Raw genomic sequence first — 21,974 nt, forward strand, 5'->3', positions numbered from 1 at the left:
CCTTCACAGACGCGGCGGGGCCGGTATCATTATAGCAGGTTCGTCAGCCGGGCTGTTCCGTCCCGCACGATAGGCTACACGCTCGCACCTGCACTCGCCGGAGTTTCGAAGCCCATGTCCTATCCCCAGCCCTGGACCGCCGACCCCATGCGCTACGACGGCCGCATGCCCTATCGCCGCTGCGGGCGCAGCGGCCTTGATCTGCCCGCGATCAGCCTCGGCCTCTGGCAGAATTTCGGCGGCGCGGACGTGTTCGAGACCGGCCGCGCGATGCTGCGCCGCGCCTTCGACCGCGGCGTCACTCATTTCGATCTCGCGAACAATTACGGCCCGCCTTACGGCTCCGCCGAGGAGAATTTCGGCCGTGTCATGGCGAGCGATTTCGCCAGCCACCGCGACGAACTGGTGATCTCAACCAAAGCCGGCTGGGATATGTGGCCGGGGCCGTACGGCGATGTCGGCGGATCGCGCAAATATCTGATCGCCTCGTGCGATCAGAGCCTGAAGCGGATGGGGCTCGATTATGTCGACATCTTCTATTCGCACCGGGTTGACCCGAAGACCCCGCTCGAGGAAACGATGGGCGCGCTCGCCCATATCCACCGGCAGGGCAAGGCGCTCTATATCGGCATCTCCAGCTACTCGCCCGAGCTGACCCGCCAGGCCGCGGCGATCCTCGCCGAATACAGGGTGCCTCTGCTCATCCACCAGCCGAGCTATTCGATGCTCAATCGCTGGGTGGAAGAGAGCCTGCTCGCCGCGCTCGGCGATCTCGGCACTGGCTGCATCGCCTTCTCGCCGCTCGCGCAGGGGATGCTCTCGTCCAAATATCTGAACGGGGTTCCCGCCGACGCACGCGCCGCCAAGGGCGGTTCGCTCGGCCACGGTCTGCTGTCGCAGGAGAATATCACGCGCATCCGGGCGCTCAACGCCATCGCCGAACGCCGCGGTCAGACGCTCGCGCAGATGGCGATCGCGTGGGTGTTGCGCGATCCGCGGGTGACTTCGGCGTTGATCGGCGCGCGCACGGTGGAGCAGCTCGATAACTCGCTCGATGCGGTAAAAAGTCTCAATTTCAGTCCTGAGGAGCTTGCGGAGATCGACACCCATGCAACCGAAGGCGCCGTCGATCTTTGGAAGGTATCATCCACGCTAGAGGAACTGCCCCAAAGATGAGTGTCGCCTTCCGCCGCGATAGCGACGAGGAACATAAGGAACCGAAGTTCGAGATTCCGCTGCCCGCCGGCCCCAATCTGGTGACTGCGCGCGGGCTCGCGTTGATCGAGGCCAAGGTTGTCGAGCTCGAGGCGGCGATCGCTGCCGAGACCGCGGAGGAGCCGCGCGAAGTGCTCCGGCGCGAGCGGCGTTACTGGAACACGCGGCGGAGCACTGCCGAGATCGCGCCACCGCCTGAGGAGGGCGTCGTGGGGATCGGCTCGCGCGTGCGTATCCGGCTGGCGGGCAAGGCGCGCGTGATCGACGTGGTCGGCAATGACGAAGCCGATCCGCACGCCGACCGGCTGGCCTTCTCGGCCCCACTGGCCAACGCTTTGCTCGGCGCGGAGGCCGGCGAGCGCGTCGATTTCAACGGCCGGCCCGAAGCGATCGAGATTCTGGAAGTCGTCGCGATTCCCGACTGATCCCGGCAGCGGCGCGACGCCGCGGCCGGCACAAACGAAAACCGCCGCTCCATCGCTGGAGCGGCGGTTTTGTTGTTCCCGGTCGGGAGGGGCTTAGAAGCCCACCACCAGCGAACCCATGAAGGTGCGCGGATAGCCGATCTGCGAGTTCGGTGCGTTGCCGTATGCAGTGACCGCGCCGTTCGTTGGGTTGAAGGTCGGGCCCTGGTTCAGCGCGCCGTTGCCGCTGTTGAGCGAGCTCACCCACAGTTTGTCGAACGCGTTGAGCACGTTCAGCTGGAAGTAGGTCTTGTCGTTGAGACCGGCCCAGCCGAGCGGGAGGCGCGCGTTGAAGTCGACGAGCGTATAGGCCGGAACCTTGTTGCCGAAGACCTGGATGGTACGCGTTTGCGCAACGCCGGTTGGGCTGTTCGCCGCAGTGAAGGCGACGATCTGCTGCACCGACTCGTTGGTGTCGTAGACGTAGCGCGGGCCGGTACGCTTCACGTTGAAGCCGAAGTCCACAAAGCCCAGATTTGCCTGCGCACCGCCGCCGAAGGTGTAGATCGGGGCGTTCGATTCGCGCTTGCCCTTGGTCTGAGCGTAGATCGGCGCGCCTGCCCCGGTGCGGCCGGCGACGACGTTGTCCTGGATCTCCGATTCGAGGTACGAACCAAAGGCATAGACGCTCAGCTCGTTGATCGGGCGATAGGCGATCGTGCCGTCGAAACCGAAGCGCTTCACCTTGCCGAGGTTGCGATACACCGTCTTGTCCAGATCGGCGTCGTAGGACGAAGCGAGCCGGTTGTTATAGTTGGTGTACCAGGCCGCGACCTGCGCCTGGATCTTCGACGAGCGATAGCGCACGCCGGTTTCCAGATTGTCCGTGGTTTCGGGCTTCGGGTTCGCCTGATCGGCGGTCACCGGATAGAAGAACGAGTTGTACAGATTATCCGTACCCGGGACCTGGATGCTCTGCGAGAAGTTGCCGTAAAGCGAGAGCTTGTCGGTGATGTCGGCGACGTACCCGATGTTCGGCAGGGCGCGCTTGTAATCGACGATGCGCTGCTGCGGTCCCTGGGTAGGGAAGGTGCAGTTGGTGGCCGGTACCGGGTTGGCCGGGCAGGTCGCACCCTCGACGCCTGCGGCGTAGGGCACGGTCTGCGTCGGGTTCGCCGCAAGCCACGCGGCCTGCGCCGCGGTGTCCGGGCCGAAGCACTCGATGAAGCCTGCAGCACTCGACGTGGCGCAATAGTTGTTCAGGTTCCGGCGCATGAATTTGACGCTGATGCCCGCGTCGACGCGGACGGTGCCGTCGAAGAACTCGCCATTATATTGCGCAGCGAACTGATGCAGGATGGCGAAGGACAGCCGGTCGCGCTTCTGGAGAGCGTTGCCGTTCACGTCGAGGACCGGATCGTTGACCGGGAAGACGTCATAGGGCTTGCCGTTATACTGCAGGAACCCGGTCTCGCCGGTCTGGCGATGGCGTGCGCGATCATAGGTGTAGGCGACACGCACGGTCTGGCCGGGCGACAGCGTGTAACGCAGCGACGAGATCACACCGATACGATGGGTCTGGGTCTGGCTCGGCGTAAGCAGACGGACGGTGTCGAGCAGATCGCCGTCGCCGTTCAGGTCACGGCCGAAATAGGGCGTGCCGCCGATATAGCCGACCTGGCAGCTCACCGTCGCACCGTTGGGCGTGGTGTTGCAGTTCGAATTGGCCGGATTGGTTGCCGAGGACGGCAGCGCCGGGTTCTGCAGCGCCGGATTGACGTCGCGGCGGGCTTCCTGGCCGACCGTGGTGCCGCCGCCGTTGGCCTTGGTGTACTGGTAGTAGGGATCGGCCGCGAAGACGAGGCCTTCGGCGAGCGTGAAGCGCGAATTGATGCGGACATTGCCGGTGTTCGACGGGTTGAAACGTTCGTCGAATACCGAGCCGCAGCTATTGGCCGCATCGAGAATGCCGGCGCGGGCGGTATTGTTGATCTGGCAGAGCGGCACCGAATATTCGCGCTCGTCGTTGGTGATCGGGAAACGATCGCCGGTGTTCGGGCCGACGACGCGCGGCGCGGTAACGGCGCCGGTCGAGGTATTGTACTGAACCACGTCCGTGCGCAGCGGCACCGAACCCTGGAAGTTGTTGCGGTTCTCGTTCCAGTGACCGGAGATTGCGACGAAGTCGCCATTGTCGCCCAGCGGCTGGTAGAGCTTGGCGTTATACTGCTGCTTCTCGACCTGAGCGCGGTCGTTGAACGGCGAGTGGTTGCGCGCCGTGCTCGCCGAGAGCCAGGCGCGGGTGCCGAACGAGGTGAAGGTGCCGGTATCGACCATGCCGAAGACACGGAAGAAGTCGAAGTCGCCCACCGAACCGATCAGCCTGACGCCGAAATCCTCGCCCGGATTGCGGGTGCGGTAGTTCACCGTCGAGCCGGTGGCGCCGGCGGTTGGGCTGTCCACGTCGGTGGTGCCCATGTTGACGTTGACCTGCTCGATCAGCTCGGGATCCAGCTGCTGGTTGCCGTAGATGGCGTAGTTGCCCGAATCATTGAGCGGAATGCCGTCGAAGGTCTGGCTGATGCGGCTGCCTTCGAAGCCGCGGATGTTGAGCGAACCGCCCGACGAACCGAACGGATCGTTGTTGGTATAGCTGACGCCCGGAAGCTGGTTGATCAGGTCGTTGACCGACTGGCCGGGGGCCTGGCGCTGGATGAATTCCTGGTTGAGCACGCCGCGGGTTTTCGTGGTGTCGGGAACCACGATGCCGTTCACGCCGTTCTGCGTGCGCGTACCGGTGACAACGATCTCTTCGCTGCCCTCTTCGAAGTCGATCGTGCCGGTCGACTGCGCGAGCGCGCTCGCGGGAATCATCAGCGCGGCAAAAGCCACGCCGGCAAAAAGCTTTGTGCGCATTTTAGAAAAGTCCCTTTCGGTGTGCCCAAGGTGCACGAATACACGCGCGGTGTCGTTCACCGTCGCGGCTGCCCTTGGAATTCATTTATGTCGACTCGATGACAGTCAACCGGGACGGCCTGTGCAAGCTGTTGGTAACAGTTGATTCATCTGTTGCGTTGCAAAAAAGTCACTCGGCGGCAGCGACGATCTCGGCCCATTTTCCCTCGGAAATCACTTCGATGCCAAGCTCTGCGGCCTTTTTGAGCTTGGAGCCGGCGCCGGGTCCCGCGATCACCAGATCGGTCTTCGCCGACACCGATCCGGCGACTCGCGCGCCCAGCGATTCGGCCTGCGCCTTGGCTTCGTCGCGGCTCAGCGTCTCAAGGCTGCCGGTGAACACCAACGTCTTGCCCGACACCTCGGACGCGCGTGTCTCGACGATGAAGGGCGGCGGCGCGACCTCGCCGAGCAGATCGTCCCACAGTGCGCGATTATGCGGCTCGTGGAAGAAATCGGCGAGGGCCTGCCCGACGGCGCCGCCGACATTCTCCACGCCGATATGCTCGGTGATCGCCTTGTCGAGCCGCGCGCGGTGCTTCTGTGCGCTTTCGCCGAGCGCGGCCGGATTGGCATCGCGCAGCGCGATGCACTCGTCGGCCAGCGTCTGGATCGCCACGAGCGTCGTGTAGCGCTTCATCAGGTCGCGCGCAGTGATTGCGCCGACATGGCGAATGCCGAGCCCGAAGAGCAGCCGGGCGGCATCGGGCGTGCGCTTGGCCTCGATCGCGGCGAGCAGCGCGTCGACCGACTTCGCCTGCCAGCCCTCGCGCTCCAGCCATTCCTCGCGATGCGCGGCGAGGCGGAAGATGTCCGCCGGTTCGGCTATCCAGCCGAGGTCGAGGAACTCGACGAGGGTCTTCTCACCCAGCCCTTCGATGTCGAGCGCGCCGCGGCTGACGAAATGCTTGAACCGCTCGAGCCGCTGTGCGGGGCAGATCAGCCCGCCGGTGCAGCGGACGTCGACTTCGCCTTCCTCGGCCACGGCTTCCGATCCGCAACGCGGGCAATGGTCGGGGAAGGCAAAAGCCGGGCGCTCCTCCGCGAGCGTCAAATTCTCGACGATCTGCGGGATCACGTCGCCGGCGCGCTGGAGCATTACGCGATCGCCGGGGCGCACGCCGAGCCGGGCGATCTCGTCGGCATTGTGCAGCGTCGCGTTGGTGACGACGACGCCGCCGACCGTCACCGGCTCGAGCCGCGCCACGGGCGTGAGCTTGCCGGTGCGGCCGACCTGGATGTCGATCGCGCGCAATGTCGTCTGCGCCCGTTCGGCGGGGAATTTGTGCGCCAGGCCCCAGCGCGGGGCCCGGCCGACAAAGCCGAGCCGGGTCTGCCAGTCGAGCCGGTCGATCTTGTAGACGACGCCGTCGATGTCGAAGGGCAAATCGGCGCGCTGTGCCTCGATCGTGCGATACTGCGCCAGCGCTGCGGCGAGGGCGAGCGGCCCGGCGAACAGCTCCGACACCGGGAAGCCCATGCCGCGAATCGCCGCGATGACCTGGGTCTGCGTCTCGCCTGGCAGCGCAGTGACTTCGCCCCAGCCCCAGGCGAGGAAGCGCAGCGGACGCGATGCGGTGACCGACGCGTCCTTCTGGCGCAGCGAACCGGCGGCGGCGTTGCGCGGATTGGCGAACTGGCGTGCCTCCTTGCCGGTCTCCCCGGCCTCGGCGAGCAGACGCGTGTTCAAGGCGGCGAAGTCGTCCTTGGCCATATAGACCTCGCCGCGCACCTCGAAGATCGCAGGCGCGCCGGCGATCTCCTGCGGAATGTCCCTTATGGTGCGGACATTGGCAGTGACGTCCTCGCCGATCTGGCCGTCGCCGCGGGTGAGCGCCTGGACGAGCCTGCCCTGCTCGTACCGCAGCGAGCACGAGAGCCCGTCGATCTTGGGTTCGGCGGTGAGGGCGATCGCCGCATCCTCGCCAAGGTTCAGAAAGCGGCGAACCCGGCCGAGAAAGTCGGTGACATCCTCCTCGGCAAAACCATTGTCGAGGCTGAACATCGGCCGTGCATGCGCGATTTTGGCAAGGTGGCCCGCGGGCGCGGCGCCCACCTTGCGCGACGGCGTATCGGCGCGGACGAGTTCGGGGAATTCGGCTTCGATCGCAGTGTTGCGCCGCATCAGCGCGTCGAATTCCGAGTCGCTGATCTCGGGGGCGTCGTCGTCGTGGTAGCGTCTGTTGTGATGAGCGATTTCGTCGGCAAGCCGGGCCAGCTCGGCGGCGGCTTCTTCCTCGGTCCGGGGCAGCGCGGATGTCATGTTCGTCGGGTTAGGGGAGGCGGGCGCCGCCGATCAAGCTTGATTGCAACGGTGCCCCCCGCAAGAAGGGCGAATGCGCCTGCTCAAGCTTGCCCTTGCCGGGCTGTTGTGGATCCTGGTGATCCTGTGCCTCTTCCTTACCGTGCTCCCGCATTTCCTCGACCGCATCTATTATCGCGGACCGGTGAGCGCGCATTTCGACGGGGCGCATTTCTTCAATCCCGACGGCGACGATGATCGCTTGCCCGCGGCAAGCAGCCGCGCGGGCTTCCTCGCGCGGCGGATTTTCGGCGACCCGACCCAGCCGGTCTGGCCCGGGCGCGTGGCGGTACGTCCATCGAAACCGCCAGCGCGCGTCGAAGGGGAGGCGATGCGCGTCACCTGGATCGGGCATGCCAGCGTGCTGGTACAGACCAACGGCCTCAACATCCTCACCGATCCGGTGTGGAGCGAGCGCGCCGGGCCGTTCGGCTTCGGCCCTACCCGCGTCGCGCAGCCAGGCGTGCGCTTCGAGGACCTGCCGAAGATCGATCTCGTTCTCGTCAGCCACAACCATTACGATCATATGGATCTCGCGACGCTCAAGCGACTTTGGGATCGCGACGAGCCGATCATCGTGACCAGCCTCGGCAATGACGCGTTGCTTCGGGCCGCGGGAATTCCAGGCCGATACGACGCCACCGATTGCGGCGATTGTCCGGGTTTCGAGGCGCTCGACTGGGGTGACTCCACTCCGGTCATGCGTTTCGACAATCCGTGGAGCGGGGATCCGCCGAAATCGCCAGTCAGGCCGGCCATGGTGCATGTCACTCGTAACCACCATTGGGACAGCCGCTGGTTCAGCGATCGCAACCGGGCGCTCTGGTCGAGCTTCGTGGTCCGCCTGCCGCATGGCAATGTCTTCTTCGCCGGCGATACCGGGCTCGGCGACGGCAAATGGCCCGCCGAGGCGGCTGCGCTTGGCCCGATCCGTTTCGCCGCGATCCCGATCGGCGCCTTCCGCTTCGAGGAAGGCCAGATGGCGAGCGGCAGCCATATCGGGCCGCGTGACGCCTTGCGGGTATGGGATGGCCTCGGGCGCCCCTTCGCCCTCCCGATCCATTGGGGCACCTTCCGGCTCTCGCGCGAAGGCTATGCCACGCCGCCGCGCATGCTGCGTGCGGCACAGGTCTGCGCCGGCAGCGACCCGGCCCGCTTCGCACCCGTAGCGATCGGCGTCCCCTTCGACGTGCCCGCGCTCGGCGCACCGGCTCGGCGACCCGATATGGCACGAGTCGCGCAGTGCGAACGCGACGGACGGTTCGACGCGTTCCGCTGAGCGGCTTGAGGCCGGGTCCGGACCAGCGTAACCTGCCGGCGGGAGAGGGCTCTGGAACAGATCAATCGACGCGCCATGCGCGCGCAGCGCCGCTACGAGACGACGATCGATCGGGCGGGACTCGCGCTCGGCGCGGGCAGTGCGCTGGCTGGCGGCATCGGGCTCGCGCTGTTGCTGCTCGGTGGCCAGCGCGATCCACTCGACCTGCTCAAAGGCTGGCTGATCGTCAGCATCTTCTCGGGCGTGGCGATCACGGCAGTGGGCGGGCCGATCTGGCTGGCGCTCCACATCGCCGGGCTCCGCCGCACATGGCACGCCGCATTGGTCGGCGCCATGACGGCGATGCTGATCTTCGTCGGCGCGCAGACCTATGGCTTCGGGATGTTCGACATGCCCGCGATGGACAGCCGGACCTGGCTGTACCGCTGGCTGAGCGCGCTGGCGACCAGCGCGATCCTCGCGGGCATCGCCGCGGCGATTGCCGCGGCGATGTGGCGGATCGCCTATCGGCGGGGCGTGGAGCGCTGAGCCGCGGGGCTCAGCCTTTGGCGGATGCGGGACATTCGCCGACGCGGGTGCCGATCGAGCGCATCTTGACCAGCGAATAGCCGGGCTGGCCGGCGGCGCCGGTCTGGTTGTCGATCGTCACGTCGAAGCCGGTGGCCGATGTGGTGCCGTTGATCAGGATCGCCGTGGCGGGCGCATTGGGCTTGCTGCACTGGATCTTGGCATCGACCTTCCCGCCCTTCGAGACATAGCGGATGAAAGTGCATTTGCCGGCGGCTTTCTCGAGCTTCTCGATGTCGAACGGCTTCAATTGCGCGGCGGTCTTGCACTCGATCGCGTCGCGCTCGAGCCGCTTCGCCAGCCCGAGCTGCTGCGCCTGATCGATTCCCGGGCCGGTATCGACCGCTTCGATCCGCAGTTCGGCCTTCCACAGGCCGGGCTTGACCGCGGTCTTCGGCGCGGCGGCCTTGATCAGCTTCGAGACCTGATCGGTGGGGGCGTTGGTCACATCGATCTCGCCGGTTTCTGCGGCGTGCTTCTCCTCGGCGGATTGGCAGGCGGAGAGGGCGAGGGTAGCCGCTCCGAGGACGATGATGGCGCGCATCGTGGCAAATTCCCTTAGTCGTGACCGGTCGCTCCTCAGCGCAAATCGCGGCGATTGGCAATGCCGAAGCCTCTAGATAATGTTCTTGATTTGTTCCAACGTACATGCTAAGTCGCCGGACGGGAGGCATGTCTATGCAGCATCCAGAAGAGCGGTCTCACCACGCCACTGCATTCGAAATCTACCTCAGAACCGGTCGCCGTCCGGTTCGCGATGCCATCGAGCGCAAGTTCAACCCGTGGCATGACCCTGACGACGGGAGATTCACGTTCAAGGATCAAGGGCGCTACTTTCCAGATGGGAAGAGCAGCGCACGAAGTCCGCGGGCCGGGGCGCGTAGGACAGCGTCGCCGCAAAATGCGGGCGATGCATTCGCTCGGGAGACGGACGCGGCACGGGCCCAGCGCGAGAATGATCCTCAGAATCCCCGCAATCATGCGATCTATGTCGTCCGGAACGGCGACAGTCTGACGCGCATCGCCGCCACCCGCAAAGGGCTGACGATCAAAGATCTGGCGTGGCTTAACCGGATTCCATCCGATCAGCGTCTCCGGGTCGGCCAGCGACTGAAGCTGCCGCATCAGCGATATCTGGACGAGGGCCGGGAAGCGAAGAACAAGTTTCTCGCGCTCGCTTACTACATGCGCACGCATGGCGGACGGTTACCGCCGAACCCGGCAAATCCGCCGTCGCTGCAGAGCCAGATCCTCGACTCGAATTGGAGAAGGGAGAGCCGAAATGGCTATGATTATCAGATCGATGTCATTTCCCGGACGCGGCGGGCGTCCGGCCTCCTCACTTTCGCGGAGAGACCCAGGCGATCACGCGCAAATCAGGCGAATGTACCGGATCGCGCTGAAAAAGATGACGGCGGGCACTATGTCGCTGCTCGTTTCAACGGCCCCACTGACAGCTTCAACCACTTCGCCCAGAGTGCCAATTTCAATCGCGGCGGCTACCGCGTCCTCGAGGATCTATGGGCCGCAGAGTTGCGAGCGGGGAAAAAGGTGTTCGTCGATATCGTCCCGCATTACGAAGGCGCGTCGAAGCGGCCCGATGCCGTCGCGGTCACCTGGTATGTCAACGGAAGAAGACAGTTCAAGAATTTCCCGAACAAAGCCACGGACAAGAAAAATGGCAAAAGATAAGCTCGATCTGCTGGGGCCGCTTCTGAGCCAGGTCGGAGGCGTGCTGGCCGACATCGCAGATGGCGACCCGGAAGACGTGTTTCTCTACGTCGAGATCGCCGAAGGGTGGATCAGCCCGAACATATTCAAGGAGGAGGGGAAGCTGGTTCGCTGGCTCGACCCCGACAACAAGGAGCTGATCGACTTGCTCTTCGAGGCGTGGCACCTCGAGCCGGAGGGCAAGCGCTGGTCGGTGATGGAATATGCCATCAAGGACGGCAAATTCGAAGTGTCGTTCAAATATCCCGAAGAGGTCAATGTCGAGTCAATGGACCACGATCGTCGCGAGGATGCGTTGATTGCGCGCTACGGCGACAAGCCCCGCGTCTATCCACCGCCGCCCGAAGGCGCGTTCGAGCTGAAACCCTGAGGCACGCCGGCTGCGCGAGATGTCGATTTCGACGGCTCAGGTAACTTTCCGCCTGTCCGCTTCTCGCCTGGCGGATGTCCCTGTCGAAAGGGGGGATGCCCAAAAGCCCAGGCGCCACTATCGGCAGCAAACTGCATTGCAGCCGCCCCACGGCTTCATCAAAGCGCTGGTAAAATGGGATTTGATCTGCTTTTGTTCCATAAGATGGGCAACCAGCAGAATCTCTTCCAACCAACCCGCGCGCGCCGCCGCCGCTTCGCCGCCGCGCCCGTCGCCAGGCCGGTGCGTGGTTGGCGCGCGGCAGTCGCGTTCGTGGCCCACAGGTGTGGCGCACCTGCCGCGCACATGTCGCGTCGGTGGCGCGTGTATGTCGCGCAGGTGTCGCGTACCCGACGCATCGCGGGCGCAAACCCGCCGCTTCCGCGAAAAAAGCCACGAACGAGTCAACCGGAGTCAACCGGCACGTCCCGATTGCGTCCCCCGATAGAGGCCCCATATTTCCATTATGGCCATCCAGATTCGCACTTCGCTCGAAGAGCCCGATTCCGGGCAGGGCTTCGTCCCCCATCGCCCCAACCGCCCCGACAAGCTCGAGGGCGGCCGGGCGTTCAAGCTGGTCAGCGACTATCAGCCCTCGGGCGACCAGCGCTATGCGATCCCCGAACTGGTCGAGCAGGCGCGCAACGGCGAGCGCGATCAGGTGCTGCTCGGCGTCACCGGATCGGGCAAGACCTATACCATGGCCAAGGTCATCGAGGAGCTCCAGCGCCCGGCGTTGATCCTCGCGCCCAACAAGATCCTCGCCGCGCAGCTCTACGGCGAATTCAAGAGCTTCTTCCCCGAGAACGCAGTCGAATATTTCGTCAGCTATTACGATTATTATCAGCCCGAGGCCTATGTCGCCCGCTCGGATACATACATCGAGAAGGAAAGCTCGGTTAACGAGGCAATCGATCGGATGCGCCACTCGGCCACCCGCTCGCTGCTCGAGCGCGACGACGTGATCATCGTCGCCTCGGTTTCGTGCCTCTACGGCATCGGTTCGGTCGAGACCTATTCGGCGATGATCTTCGACTTGAAAAAGGGCCAGGTCGCCGATCAGCGCGAGATCATCCGCAAACTTGTCGCGCTCCAGTATAAGCGCAACGATCAGGCATTTTCGCGCGGCAATTTCCGGGTGCGCGGCGACAGCCTAGAGATCTTTCCGTCGCATTATGAGGACAGCGCCTGGCGGATCTCTTTCTTCGGCGACGATATCGAGGAGATCACCGAATTCGACCCGCTGACCGGTAGCAAGGTTGCGAACCTGGATTATGTCCGCGTCTTCGCCAACTCGCATTATGTGACGCCCGGGCCGACGATGAAGCAGGCGATGGAAGCCATTCGCCACGAGCTGACCGAACGGCTCAAGGAGCTCGAGGCCGAGGGCAAATTGCTCGAGCATCAGCGGCTCGAACAGCGCACCAATTTCGATCTCGAGATGATCGCCGCGACCGGCTCTTGCGCGGGCATCGAGAATTACAGCCGCTTCCTCACCGGCCGCATGCCCGGCGAGCCGCCGCCCACCTTGTTCGAATATCTGCCCGAGAACGCGTTGCTCTTCGTCGATGAGAGTCACCAGACGATCGGCCAGATCAACGGCATGTCGCGCGGCGATCACAAGCGGAAGATCACGCTGGCGGAATATGGCTTCCGTCTGCCCTCGGCGATCGACAACCGCCCGCTGCGCTTCAACGAATGGGAAGCGATGCGTCCGCAGACCACCTATGTCTCGGCGACGCCGGGCGCGTGGGAGATGGAGCAAGCGGGCGGCGTGTTCGTCGAGCAAGTCATCCGCCCCACCGGGCTGATCGATCCGCCGGTCGAGATCAAGCCGGTCGAGGAGCAGGTCCAGGATCTGATCCAGGAGTGCAAGAAGACGACGGCGCTCGGCTATCGCACCCTGGTCACCACGCTGACCAAGCGGATGGCCGAGGACCTCACCGAATATATGCACGAGGCGGGATTGAAGGTCCGCTACATGCATTCGGACACCGAGACATTGGAGCGTATCGAGCTGATCCGCGATTTGCGGATGGGCGTGTACGACGTTCTGATCGGCATCAACTTGCTGCGCGAGGGGCTCGATATTCCCGAATGCGGCCTCGTCGCGATCCTCGATGCCGACAAGGAAGGCTTCCTGCGCTCGGAGACTTCGCTGATCCAGACGATCGGCCGCGCCGCGCGCAACGTCGACGGCCGCGTGATCCTCTATGCCGATCGCGTGACCGGCAGCATGGAGCGCGCGCTCGCCGAGACCGGGCGCCGCCGCGAGAAGCAGCATGCGTATAATATCGAGCATGGTATCACGCCCGAGACGATCAAGCGCAACATCGGCGACATCATCGCGCACGTGTCGAACAAGGACGGTGTCACGGTCGAGATCGACGCCGATCGCCCGCACATGGTCGGCCACAATCTGCGCGGCTATATCGAGAGCCTCGAGAAGAAGATGCGCGACGCTGCCGCCAATCTCGAGTTCGAAGAGGCCGGGCGGCTGCGCGACGAGATCCGCGCGCTCGAGGCCGAGGAGCTCGGATTGCCTGCGGGTGAGCGCAAGGCGCCGATCATGGGCCGCAGCAACGAAGGTAAACCGGGGACGCGCAAGACGCGATACGGCAAGCAGAGCAAGATGCGGATGGGTGGTGGGCGTTCACGCTGATCGGCCGCCACACCCATTACTATATTGGATAGATATTGCTCCGTAACGACACGGGATGGGGACTCTACGGACTGACCGTCGTACGGTAGCTGTGCTTTGGGTATGACCATGGGACACGACCGAGTGATTGAAAGGCTTTGCGCGGAACATCGAGCCCTCGAGGTGCAGGCCGCACAATTGCTCTCGATCGTCTCGGCCGCGGTGCCCGACGCCGCTGCCGTCGCTGCGATGCGCTGGCAGATGGCGCAGGCGCTACGCGATCATTGCGCCGGCGAGGACCGGCTGGTCTACGACCGGCTGCTTTCGTCGGGGGACGCGATTGCGACCGATATCGCCTGGTCCTATCGCCAGGAGCATGGCATGCTGGGGCCGGCCTTCGCCAATTACATGGCTGCCTGGCCGGTCGGCCGAATCTCGCGCGAATGGGAGTGGTTCGGCGCCGAAACCCGCATCCTGATGGCCGATCTCGCCGAGCGGATCGAACGGGAGGAGCGCGTGCTCTACGCCCATGTCGAGCGAGTCATCGCGTCTCAGCGGGCAGCCGCCTGATCCAAGGTTGAGGCGGCGGGGGACTTCCCCCATAAGGCGCGGCATGCGTCGTTCGTCCGTGTTCGCCAGCGTCGCCGTGGGGGCCTTGTCGCTCACCGCCTGCGTCGCGCCCAGCCAGCCCCCGATACGGCCCGCGCCGCCGGTGGCGGTGCCCACCCCCGCGCCCCCGCCGGCCCCCGCCCCGCCACCGCCGCCGCGGAGTGCCGACTGGCGCGATTGGCCGCTGACCCCCGGCAGCTGGAGCTGGCGGCCGGAGGGGCAGGGCAGCGTGGCCGCGTTCGGACGCTCCGCCCAGTCTCCGGAACTGACGCTGCGCTGCGATCGCGGCCGCATCCTGCTGTCGCGGTATGGATCGTTCTCGGCGCCGAGCCTCGTCGTCCGCACCACCAGCGTGGCGCGAACGCTTGCCGTCACTCCCACGACCACCGGCTCGACCGCCGAACTCGGCGCACGCGACACGCTGATCGACGCGATGGGGTATAGCCGCGGGCGGTTCGTGGTCGAGGGCGGCGGCGCGCCGACCCTCGTCGTGCCGGCCTGGGCCGAGATCTTGCGGGTGGCGGAGGATTGCCGCGGTTAAGTCGCGCGAACCACAGAACTCTAAGAATCGCACCATCTTGATCGCAAAACAAGACTTGTTCTGCGAGTCGCGATGATTCAAGATTCGCTCGTGGCCGCAAGCCACGCTCGTTCTTCAACTAGCGAAAGGAGGTGATCCGATGTCTCATGGTTCAGCAATGGGGTCGGTTCAGTTCGTTCGGGAGACGCGCCGCTGAGTTGAAGGCGCGGACGGAAGCCCTCCGTCCGTAGATGCGCGGGAGGTATCCTCCTCCAGTCAACGCACATCGCCCTTCACGAAGCGGCCCGCATGGTTTCCCAAGCTGGAACTCTCCGGCCGCTGACCATGTCGGAGGTCGCCGGGTACCCTGACGGGGCCCGGCGGCCTCTTTCATTTTGAGTACTGGTCGAAGACGAGCAGCAGTAAGCTCGCTCGGGGATCAGGACTGGACAACCAATGCTGTCGCCGCGGCGCGCTCGGCGAAGCGTGGGTCGGTCAACGCCGCTTGCGCCTGTGCCCGCGCCTCGGGCTTGCGGCCGAGATCGGTATAGATCTGGGCGAGATGCCAGCGCAGCCCGGCATGGTGTGGAGCGAGCACTACCGCCTTCTGCAGCAGTTCTACTGCGGCCTGCACGTCGCCGTTGCGATAGAGCGCCCAGCCATAAGCGTCTGCGACCACCGGGTTGCCTGGCGCGAGCCCGTAGGCGGCCTCGCCGAAATCTGCGGCCGCGTCGAATTCCTCCGCGCCGGTATACGCTACCGCGAGATCGGCGTTGAGCGCAGCGTCGCCGTCGCCGATCCGGTCGCGCAGCAGTTCCAGCGTGTCGATCGCCGCGTCGTAATCGCCGGCGGCGAGCTGCCATGTGCCCGCGAGCCGCAACGCGGCAGCGTTGACCGGGTTCTGCGACAGAAAGAGCGCAAGGACGTTGGCGGCGTCGGCGCGGCGGGCGGCACGGTCGAGCGCCTCGACCAGCCGCAGCATCGTCGGTTCGTCGAAGCGCAGGCCGGCGGCGCTGCGATAGGCGAGCGCGGCATCGGCGAAGCGGTTCGTCAGCATTAGCGTGTCGCCAACGAGCAGATGTGCTGCGGGAACGCCGGAATGCCGCCGCGCGAGGTCCTGCGCTCTGGAGAGCGCGCCAGCCTTGTCGCCTTGGCCGATCAGCGCCCGGATCAGCGGCACCAGCGCGGCGGGATCGCCGGGACGCTGATCCGCGTCGGCTGCCAGCACGGAGGTGCTGTCGTCAGTCGAGAATGCGCCCGCGTCGCCGCGCACCGGCCAGGCGGCGCGGTCGAGCAATTGCGCTGCGGCGGTACGGTCACCGATCCGTTCGAGGGCGCGGGCTGCTAACACCAGGGAATAGCTGTCGGTGTCGCTGCGCGCGACCACGGGGCGGAGCAAGTCGATCGCATTGCGCGCCGAATCGGTGCGCAACAGCGCGATCGCGAGCAGTTTGCGCGCCGCGAGGTTCATCGGCTGATTGGCGACGAGCGGCTTCAGTTTCTCCATCGCCTGCTCGTAATCGGCCGCCTCGATGTCGAGCGCGCCGCCGAGCAGCAACGCCGCGGGAACTTGAGCAAGGCCGGGACCGGCGCGTTCGATCAGGCTCCGGGCGAGATCGGCATTGCCGCCGCGCGCCGCGATCACCGCCTGTAGATAGAGCGCCTGCGCGCTGCCGGGCCGCACCGCCAGGGCCCGTCGCGTCGCCGCCAGCGAATCGAGCGTGCGCCCGGCATCGCCCAAGGTCGCGGCATATTCGATCAGCGCGCCGAAATCATCCGGATCGCGTTTCAGCGCCGCCTCGAACCACGGCAGCGCCGCGACCAGCCCGAACTGGCTGCGCACCATTTCCCCGCGCAGCACGAGGGCATCGAGATTACCCGGATCGAGCGTCACGGCTTGTCCGGACGCCTGGATCGCGCCGAGCACGTCGCCGGCATCGAGCTTGAGACGTCCGGCATCGGCCCAGAGATCGGCATCGCGCGGTGCGGCCCGGAAAGCCTCGTCCAGCGCCGCGAAACTATCGGGCAATTTGCCTGACGATGCCAGCGCGCGGGCGCGGATGCGCAGCGCATAGACACGATATTGCGGGTCGGCCTTATTCGCTTCGGCAAGCGCTTTTTCTTCCTGACCCTGCAGCAGCAGGGCGTGCGCGCGCAGATGCGCGACTTGCTTCGGCTTGTACCCGGCCTCGACGGCACGCTGGAGCTCGGCAGCAGCGCCGACGCCGTCGCGGAGCGCGAGCATCGCACGTGCCAGCGTGAAATGGGCCTGGGCATTGCCGGGATCGGCGCGGACCGCAGCAAGCGCGGCGTCGCGCGCGGCGGTGGCGTTGTGCGCATCGAGCAGCTTGCCGCTCCTCTCCAGCGCGGCGCGCGCCGCCACCGGATCGAGCCGGGCGGGCGACAGCGTGAACCACGCCGCGAGCACCAGCACGAAGGCGCCGATCGCGCCGCCGATCACGATCAGGCGGCGAAGCCCGGGCTTGCGCCGGGTGGTGCGGGAATGCTTACGGCTGGAGGTCATAGGCCTTCATCAGATCGTAGAGAGTGGGACGGCTGATCCCGAGCAGCCGCGCGGTGCCCGAGATATTGCCTTCGGCACGCGCGAGCGCGTGGCGGATCGCCTTGCGGTCGGCCAGCTCGCGCACGGCCTTGAGGTTGATCGGCATTGGATCGGCCTTGTCTTCGAGGTCGAGATCGGCAGCGGTGACCATCTTGCTCTCGGCCATGATCGCCGCGCGCTTCACCCGGTTCTCGAGCTCGCGGACATTGCCCGGCCAGCTCCATGCGTCGATCGCGGCGAGCGCATCGGGCGCGAAGCTCTTTGCGCCGGTCTGCATCGCCGCGGCGTATTTGGTGAGAAAGTGGCGCGCGAGCAGCCCCGCATCGCCGGGGCGTTCGGCGAGGCCGGGGATGCGGACCACGATCTCGGCGAGCCGATAATAGAGATCCTCGCGGAAACGTCCGTCGGCGACCATCGCGTCGAGGTCCTGATGCGTCGCGCAGACCACCCGGGTGTCGACGGCGATCGACTTGCGGCCGCCGATCCGCTCGATCACGCGCTCCTGCAGGAAGCGCAGCAATTTGACCTGGAGCGGCAGCGGCACGTCGCCGATCTCGTCGAGAAACAGCGTGCCGCCCTGGGCGAGCTCGATCTTGCCTTCGGTCGTCTTGACCGCGCCGGTGAATGCGCCCTTTTCGTGCCCGAACAGCTCGCTTTCGAGCAGAGTCTCGGGGATCGCCGCGCAGTTGATCGCGACGAACGCGCCTTTCTTGCGGGGGCTGGCGTCGTGCACTCCGCGCGCGAGCAATTCCTTGCCGGTGCCGCTTGCCCCGAGCAGCATCACCGAGACGTCGGCGCCGGCGACGCGCTCGATCGTGCGCGTGACCTTGAGCATCTCGGGGGCGCCGGTGATCATCCCGCCGAGCACGGCGCCGGCCTCGGCGCGTTCGGCAAGGCGGCGATTTTCAGCTTCGAGCGCATGGACGTGGAAGGCGCGCGCGACGATCAGCCCCAGCGCGTCGATATCGATCGGCTTTTGGTAGAAATCCCATGCGCCCAATGCGATCGCCTTGAGCATCGATTCGTGCGCGCCGTGACCCGAGGCGACGATCACCTTGGTGTCGGGACGGAGCTGGAGGATCGTTTCCAGCGTCGCGAAGCCTTCGGTGGTGCCGTCGGGATCGGGCGGCAGGCCGAGATCGAGCGTCACCACTTGCGGCTCTTCGGCGCGGATGAGCGTAATCGCTTCCTCGCGATTGGCGGCGGTGTGAATCTCATAGCCTTCATAGGCCCAGCGCAACTGGCGCTGGAGGCCGGCATCGTCTTCGACGATCAGCAATTTCCGGATCTCGGTCATGCGGCACGCTCGTGGCGAAGATCGGCGGCGTGGGCGGCCTTGAGGATTACCCGGAAGCGTGTGCCTTCGCCCTCGCGCGATGTCACTTCGATCCGCCCGTCCATCGCCGCGGCGAGCTGGCGCGCCTCGAACGCGCCGATGCCGAAGCCGCCGGCCTTGGACGAGACGAACGGCTTGAACAATTTGTCGCGAACAAAGGCGGGAGACATGCCGCAGCCCTGATCGACCACGTCGATCGTGACGTTGATCTCATCGGCGCCGACGGTGAGGGTGACCGGGGCGTCCGCGGGGCTCGCTTCGATCGCGTTCTGGACGAGATGATGGAGCAATTGTTCGAGTCCTGCCGGGTCAGCATGGGCTATCGCGCTCGAGGCGCCGGAGAGGTTCATCGGATGCTGCCGCGCGCGCGCCGCCGCTGCGCGCTGAACCAGATGCATGACCTCAACGGCGTGCGGCGCTTCGCTGCGCCCACGATGATGCTGCGAGAGCCTGGCGAGCAGTGCGTTCATCCGCTCGGCCGAGTCCTTGAGGGTCGCGATCATGTCTGCGCGGAACTCGGGCTTGTCGGCATGCCGTTCGGCGTTGCGCGCGGTGAGAGTGAGCTGGCTCACCAAATTCTTGATGTCGTGGAGAATGAAGGCGAAGCGGCGATTGAACTCGTCGAAGCGCTGGGCATCGGCCAGCGCCTCCTGCGCGCGCGCTTCGGCGAGATAGCTCGCCACCTGACGCCCGGCGACCTTGAGCAGATCGAAATCCTCCCAGTCGAGCGCGCGGTCCAGCGCCGGGCGGGCAAGCAGGATCGCGCCGGCGAGGCTTCCGAGATGCGGCAGCGGCACGAGCACCCAGGCATCGACGGCGTCCAGCATCCACCCGGGCACCGCCGCGGCGTCGGGGGACCGGGGATCGGCGCGCACTCGATCGAGCTCGATGATCCGGCCGGTATCCGCGAGATGACCGGCAAGGGCGGCATCCGCGGCGACGGGCAGTCTGCTGCGATCCCAGTTCCAGCTCGCACCGGGTTCGAGGCCGCTATCGTCGGGCACCAGCAACAGGCCGGCCGGGGATTCGGTCAGATCGGCGATCGCCTTGACGATGCGCTCGTCGAGCGGAGCGGCGCCCTCGGGCGCGCCCAGCGTCTCGGTGAAGCGCATCCATTCGGCGCGATAATCGTAGCGGTGGCGGAAGAAATGCTTGGCCAGCTTCACCTTGGCCCAGGCACGCAGCCAGCCATTCGAGACAAGCGTGAGGATCGCGGCGGTCGAACCGAGTACGAACGCGGTCTGGAGCAGCCGTGCGTTGCTCCCGCCGATCGTCGCGAGCGCGCTGGTGGCGAGCGCGAGCAACGCGAAATAGGCGCCGATCGCGACGAGCGACAAGGACTGATAGGCGACGGCGCGCGAGACCTGGACGTTGAGTTCGCCCTTGCGCTGGAGCGCAGTCACCATCGCCAGCGCCGCCGCGACCATCGCGACGCCGCGTGCCGCGATCGATTGCGGGTGGGGATGCGCCGTCAGATACTCGGTGCAGAACAATGCGAAATCGGCGATCCACAGTCCCGCCAGTGCCGCCACGATCCAGCGCAGCCCACTCCCGGCCGACGGATTGAGCGCGGAGTAGAGCGCCTGCATCAGCACCAGCGCGGCGACCGCGACGAGCATGCGGAGCAGCAGCACGGCGCTCTCGATCGGCCCTGCCGCCTCGGGGGTGCCGACGTTCGCTGCGATGTGCAGCACCAGCGTCCCGATGCTGACGAGTGCGACCACGCCATATACCGTGCCGAGCGCCAGCGGCGGCCGGACATTGGCGTCGCGCCGATGCAGCGTGACCATGAACCCGAGCCAGGCGAGGTTGCGCAGCGTTTCGAAGATGCGCGTCACCATCTCGCCTGCGCCGATCCCGGCCACCGCAAGCGCCCATAACGCGGTCAGCGCCAGTGCCGCGGCGAGGGGCCGGCGCGGCAAGCCGCTGGCCGATGCGCGCACCGTCCAGATCGTGAGCCCGCCGAAGAGCAACGCCGCGAGCGCATGACTCCACAGGATCAGCGCGGCCGTCATCAGCGCGCGCCTTCCGGGAACAGCACGACGCGGATCGTCTGGAGCAGAATCAGCAGGTCGAGAAAGGGTGAATAGTTCTTGGCGTAGAACAGGTCGTATTCGAGCTTCTGACGCGAATCCTCGATCGAGGCGCCATAGGGATAGTTGATCTGTGCCCAGCCGGTGATGCCTGGCTTCACCATGTGGCGCTCGGCATAATAAGGCAGCTTCTGCTCGAGATCCTCGACGAACTGGGGGCGCTCGGGGCGGGGGCCGACGAAGCTCATTTCACCCTTGAGCACGCTCCAGCATTGCGGCAACTCGTCGATGCGCAGCTTGCGGATGATCCGGCCGATGCGGGTGATTCGCGGATCGTCCTTCTCGGCCCAGACGGCCTTGCCGCCCACTTCGGCGTCCTGGCGCATCGAGCGCAGCTTGATGACGTCGAAACCGACGCCGTACAGGCCGACGCGGCGCTGGCGGTAGAAAGCGGGGCCCTTGCTCTCGAGCTTGATCGCGATCGCGGTGACCAGGACCAGCGGCAGGGTCAGGACCAGCAATAACAGGCTGGCGCAGATGTCGAACAGGCGCTTGAACGCGCTCGACACCATGCGGCCCGATGAGAAGCCGTCGGAGAAAATCAGCCAGCTCGGATTGACGCTGTCGAGATCTACCCGGCCGGTCTCGCGCTCGAGAAAGGTCGAGATCTCGTTGACATGGACGCCGGTGGTCTTGATTCGCAGCAGATCCTTGAGCGGCAGTGCGTTGCGGCGCTCCTCCAGCGCGAGGACGACTTCGCTGGCGTTGAGCAGCTCGACATGATCGGCGAGATTGTAGATGGCGTCACGGGCGATCGCTTCGGGGATGACGCGGTTGGCCTCGCTCATCGCTACATAGCCGACCACGGCGAAGCCCGCGCCCGGCGCCTTGGACAGCGTCTTGAGCCGCGCGGCGCGGGCGCCGGCGCCCAGCACGACGATGCGCCGCTTGAATGCCTGGCTGCCCAGCGTCTTGCCGAGCAGGATCCGCAGGAAGATCAGCAGGACGACCGACACGCCCATCGCGTAGAGCAGGTTCGAGCGCCAGAAGCTGATTTCGGGGATCAGGAAATAGAGGACGCTGAGGCCGATCACGCCGAGCGATACCGCCACGATCAGCCGCGCGGTGGCGTAGCGCAGCGACTGGAGCGCGTCGGTGCCGTAGACGCCGACGGCGATCATCGACACTTCGATGAAGGCCGTGTAGCTCAGCAATTGCGGCGCGCGGTCGGCCATCGAGGTGGGCCCCATGCCCAGCTGATGGGCACGGAGTATCCAGCCGAGCTCGCCGGCGGCCAGCAACAGGACGAGGTCCAGCAGGCCGAGCAGCAGCACGGCGTTCGGCACGTAATGCTTGAACAAACGGATCATGGCTCCCGCAGGACTAGAGCCAAAGTGTAAACAAACCCGA

16 protein-coding genes are annotated in these 21,974 nt (G+C 65.7%); 9 read left to right on the forward strand and 7 right to left on the reverse strand.

Annotated features, from left to right (window positions below; genetic code table 11):
* Window positions 1–114 precede the first annotated feature (114 nt).
* Window positions 115–1,176 carry an L-glyceraldehyde 3-phosphate reductase gene (gene mgrA / locus CVN68_RS17925; protein ID WP_100283406.1) on the forward strand — a complete coding sequence of 354 codons (1,062 nt, stop codon included), beginning with the start codon at window positions 115–117 and terminating at the stop codon, window positions 1,174–1,176.
* Window positions 1,173–1,640, forward strand: coding sequence for a GreA/GreB family elongation factor (locus tag CVN68_RS17930; protein ID WP_100283407.1), 468 nt, complete (start codon window positions 1,173–1,175; stop codon window positions 1,638–1,640). Before mgrA ends, CVN68_RS17930 begins: the two co-directional genes overlap by 4 nt.
* 93 nt (window positions 1,641–1,733) lie before the next feature.
* Here the strand turns inward: CVN68_RS17930 and CVN68_RS17935 are convergent, their stop codons facing one another.
* Window positions 1,734–4,535: a TonB-dependent receptor gene (locus CVN68_RS17935; RefSeq protein WP_100283408.1), complete on the reverse strand. Its 2,802-nt coding sequence runs from the start codon at window positions 4,533–4,535 to the stop codon at window positions 1,734–1,736.
* 169 nt (window positions 4,536–4,704) lie between these two features.
* Window positions 4,705–6,837 carry an NAD-dependent DNA ligase LigA gene (gene ligA / locus CVN68_RS17940; RefSeq protein WP_100283409.1) on the reverse strand — a complete coding sequence of 711 codons (2,133 nt, stop codon included), beginning with the start codon at window positions 6,835–6,837 and terminating at the stop codon, window positions 4,705–4,707.
* 73 nt (window positions 6,838–6,910) lie between these two features.
* Between ligA and CVN68_RS17945 the strand changes: the two genes are divergently transcribed.
* Complete coding sequence (locus tag CVN68_RS17945; RefSeq protein WP_100283410.1) at window positions 6,911–8,155, forward strand: MBL fold metallo-hydrolase; 1,245 nt, start codon at window positions 6,911–6,913, stop codon at window positions 8,153–8,155.
* A 75-nt stretch (window positions 8,156–8,230) separates the two neighbouring features.
* Window positions 8,231–8,683, forward strand: coding sequence for a hypothetical protein (locus CVN68_RS17950; protein WP_100283411.1), 453 nt, complete (start codon window positions 8,231–8,233; stop codon window positions 8,681–8,683).
* Window positions 8,684–8,693: 10 nt separating this feature from the next.
* Here the strand turns inward: CVN68_RS17950 and CVN68_RS17955 are convergent, their stop codons facing one another.
* Entirely contained in the window at window positions 8,694–9,266 is a 573-nt protein-coding gene (locus CVN68_RS17955; RefSeq protein WP_100283412.1) for a DUF3617 domain-containing protein, read from the reverse strand.
* A gap of 134 nt (window positions 9,267–9,400) precedes the next feature.
* On the opposite strand from CVN68_RS17955, the gene CVN68_RS17960 reads away from it, so the two are divergent.
* The 5 genes from CVN68_RS17960 to CVN68_RS17980 all read left to right on the forward strand — a co-directional run bounded on the left by CVN68_RS17960 (window position 9,401) and on the right by CVN68_RS17980 (window position 14,653).
* Window positions 9,401–10,414, forward strand: a complete 1,014-nt coding sequence (locus tag CVN68_RS17960) for a LysM peptidoglycan-binding domain-containing protein (protein ID WP_100283413.1) — start codon at window positions 9,401–9,403, stop codon at window positions 10,412–10,414.
* The gene (locus tag CVN68_RS17965) at window positions 10,401–10,823 is read left to right on the forward strand and encodes a hypothetical protein (protein WP_100283414.1); all 423 of its coding nucleotides are present in this window, start codon (window positions 10,401–10,403) and stop codon (window positions 10,821–10,823) included. Before CVN68_RS17960 ends, CVN68_RS17965 begins: the two co-directional genes overlap by 14 nt.
* A 505-nt stretch (window positions 10,824–11,328) precedes the next feature.
* Entirely contained in the window at window positions 11,329–13,524 is a 2,196-nt protein-coding gene (uvrB, locus tag CVN68_RS17970) for an excinuclease ABC subunit UvrB (protein WP_100283415.1), read from the forward strand.
* 162 nt (window positions 13,525–13,686) lie between these two features.
* The gene (locus CVN68_RS17975; protein WP_158298947.1) at window positions 13,687–14,073 is read left to right on the forward strand and encodes a hemerythrin domain-containing protein; all 387 of its coding nucleotides are present in this window, start codon (window positions 13,687–13,689) and stop codon (window positions 14,071–14,073) included.
* A gap of 43 nt (window positions 14,074–14,116) precedes the next feature.
* On the forward strand, window positions 14,117–14,653 hold the full coding sequence (locus CVN68_RS17980; protein ID WP_100283417.1) for a hypothetical protein: 537 nt from the start codon (window positions 14,117–14,119) through the stop codon (window positions 14,651–14,653).
* A 418-nt stretch (window positions 14,654–15,071) separates the two neighbouring features.
* On the opposite strand, the gene CVN68_RS17985 is transcribed toward CVN68_RS17980, so the two are convergent.
* From CVN68_RS17985 to CVN68_RS18000, 4 genes are read right to left on the reverse strand one after another with little or no spacing between them, the layout of a single operon-like run.
* The gene (locus CVN68_RS17985) at window positions 15,072–17,156 is read right to left on the reverse strand and encodes a tetratricopeptide repeat protein (RefSeq protein WP_100283418.1); all 2,085 of its coding nucleotides are present in this window, start codon (window positions 17,154–17,156) and stop codon (window positions 15,072–15,074) included.
* On the reverse strand, window positions 17,140–18,492 hold the full coding sequence (prsR, locus tag CVN68_RS17990) for a PEP-CTERM-box response regulator transcription factor (protein ID WP_100283419.1): 1,353 nt from the start codon (window positions 18,490–18,492) through the stop codon (window positions 17,140–17,142). Before prsR ends, CVN68_RS17985 begins: the two co-directional genes overlap by 17 nt.
* Complete coding sequence (gene prsK / locus CVN68_RS17995) at window positions 18,489–20,546, reverse strand: XrtA/PEP-CTERM system histidine kinase PrsK (RefSeq protein WP_100283420.1); 2,058 nt, start codon at window positions 20,544–20,546, stop codon at window positions 18,489–18,491. Before prsK ends, prsR begins: the two co-directional genes overlap by 4 nt.
* Complete coding sequence (locus CVN68_RS18000) at window positions 20,546–21,934, reverse strand: TIGR03013 family XrtA/PEP-CTERM system glycosyltransferase (protein WP_100283421.1); 1,389 nt, start codon at window positions 21,932–21,934, stop codon at window positions 20,546–20,548. The genes prsK and CVN68_RS18000 overlap by 1 nt, the downstream gene beginning before the upstream one ends.
* Window positions 21,935–21,974 lie beyond the last annotated feature (40 nt).

The sequence above is a fragment of the Sphingomonas psychrotolerans genome, from assembly GCF_002796605.1.
Lineage (GTDB): Bacteria > Pseudomonadota > Alphaproteobacteria > Sphingomonadales > Sphingomonadaceae > Sphingomonas > Sphingomonas psychrotolerans.

Excerpts from the sequence above, each read along its gene's own strand:
- mgrA (WP_100283406.1), top strand. The coding sequence starts at position 115 with ATGTCCTATCCCCAGCCCTGGACCGCCGACCCCATGCGCTACGACGGC.
- CVN68_RS17930 (WP_100283407.1), top strand. The coding sequence starts at position 1,173 with ATGAGTGTCGCCTTCCGCCGCGATAGCGACGAGGAACATAAGGAACCG.
- CVN68_RS17935 (WP_100283408.1), bottom strand. The coding sequence starts at position 4,535 with ATGCGCACAAAGCTTTTTGCCGGCGTGGCTTTTGCCGCGCTGATGATT.
- ligA (WP_100283409.1), bottom strand. The coding sequence starts at position 6,837 with ATGACATCCGCGCTGCCCCGGACCGAGGAAGAAGCCGCCGCCGAGCTG.
- CVN68_RS17945 (WP_100283410.1), top strand. The coding sequence starts at position 6,911 with ATGCGCCTGCTCAAGCTTGCCCTTGCCGGGCTGTTGTGGATCCTGGTG.
- CVN68_RS17950 (WP_100283411.1), top strand. The coding sequence starts at position 8,231 with ATGCGCGCGCAGCGCCGCTACGAGACGACGATCGATCGGGCGGGACTC.
- CVN68_RS17955 (WP_100283412.1), bottom strand. The coding sequence starts at position 9,266 with ATGCGCGCCATCATCGTCCTCGGAGCGGCTACCCTCGCCCTCTCCGCC.
- CVN68_RS17960 (WP_100283413.1), top strand. The coding sequence starts at position 9,401 with ATGCAGCATCCAGAAGAGCGGTCTCACCACGCCACTGCATTCGAAATC.
- CVN68_RS17965 (WP_100283414.1), top strand. The coding sequence starts at position 10,401 with ATGGCAAAAGATAAGCTCGATCTGCTGGGGCCGCTTCTGAGCCAGGTC.
- uvrB (WP_100283415.1), top strand. The coding sequence starts at position 11,329 with ATGGCCATCCAGATTCGCACTTCGCTCGAAGAGCCCGATTCCGGGCAG.
- CVN68_RS17980 (WP_100283417.1), top strand. The coding sequence starts at position 14,117 with ATGCGTCGTTCGTCCGTGTTCGCCAGCGTCGCCGTGGGGGCCTTGTCG.
- CVN68_RS17985 (WP_100283418.1), bottom strand. The coding sequence starts at position 17,156 with ATGACCTCCAGCCGTAAGCATTCCCGCACCACCCGGCGCAAGCCCGGG.
- prsR (WP_100283419.1), bottom strand. The coding sequence starts at position 18,492 with ATGACCGAGATCCGGAAATTGCTGATCGTCGAAGACGATGCCGGCCTC.
- prsK (WP_100283420.1), bottom strand. The coding sequence starts at position 20,546 with ATGACGGCCGCGCTGATCCTGTGGAGTCATGCGCTCGCGGCGTTGCTC.
- CVN68_RS18000 (WP_100283421.1), bottom strand. The coding sequence starts at position 21,934 with ATGATCCGTTTGTTCAAGCATTACGTGCCGAACGCCGTGCTGCTGCTC.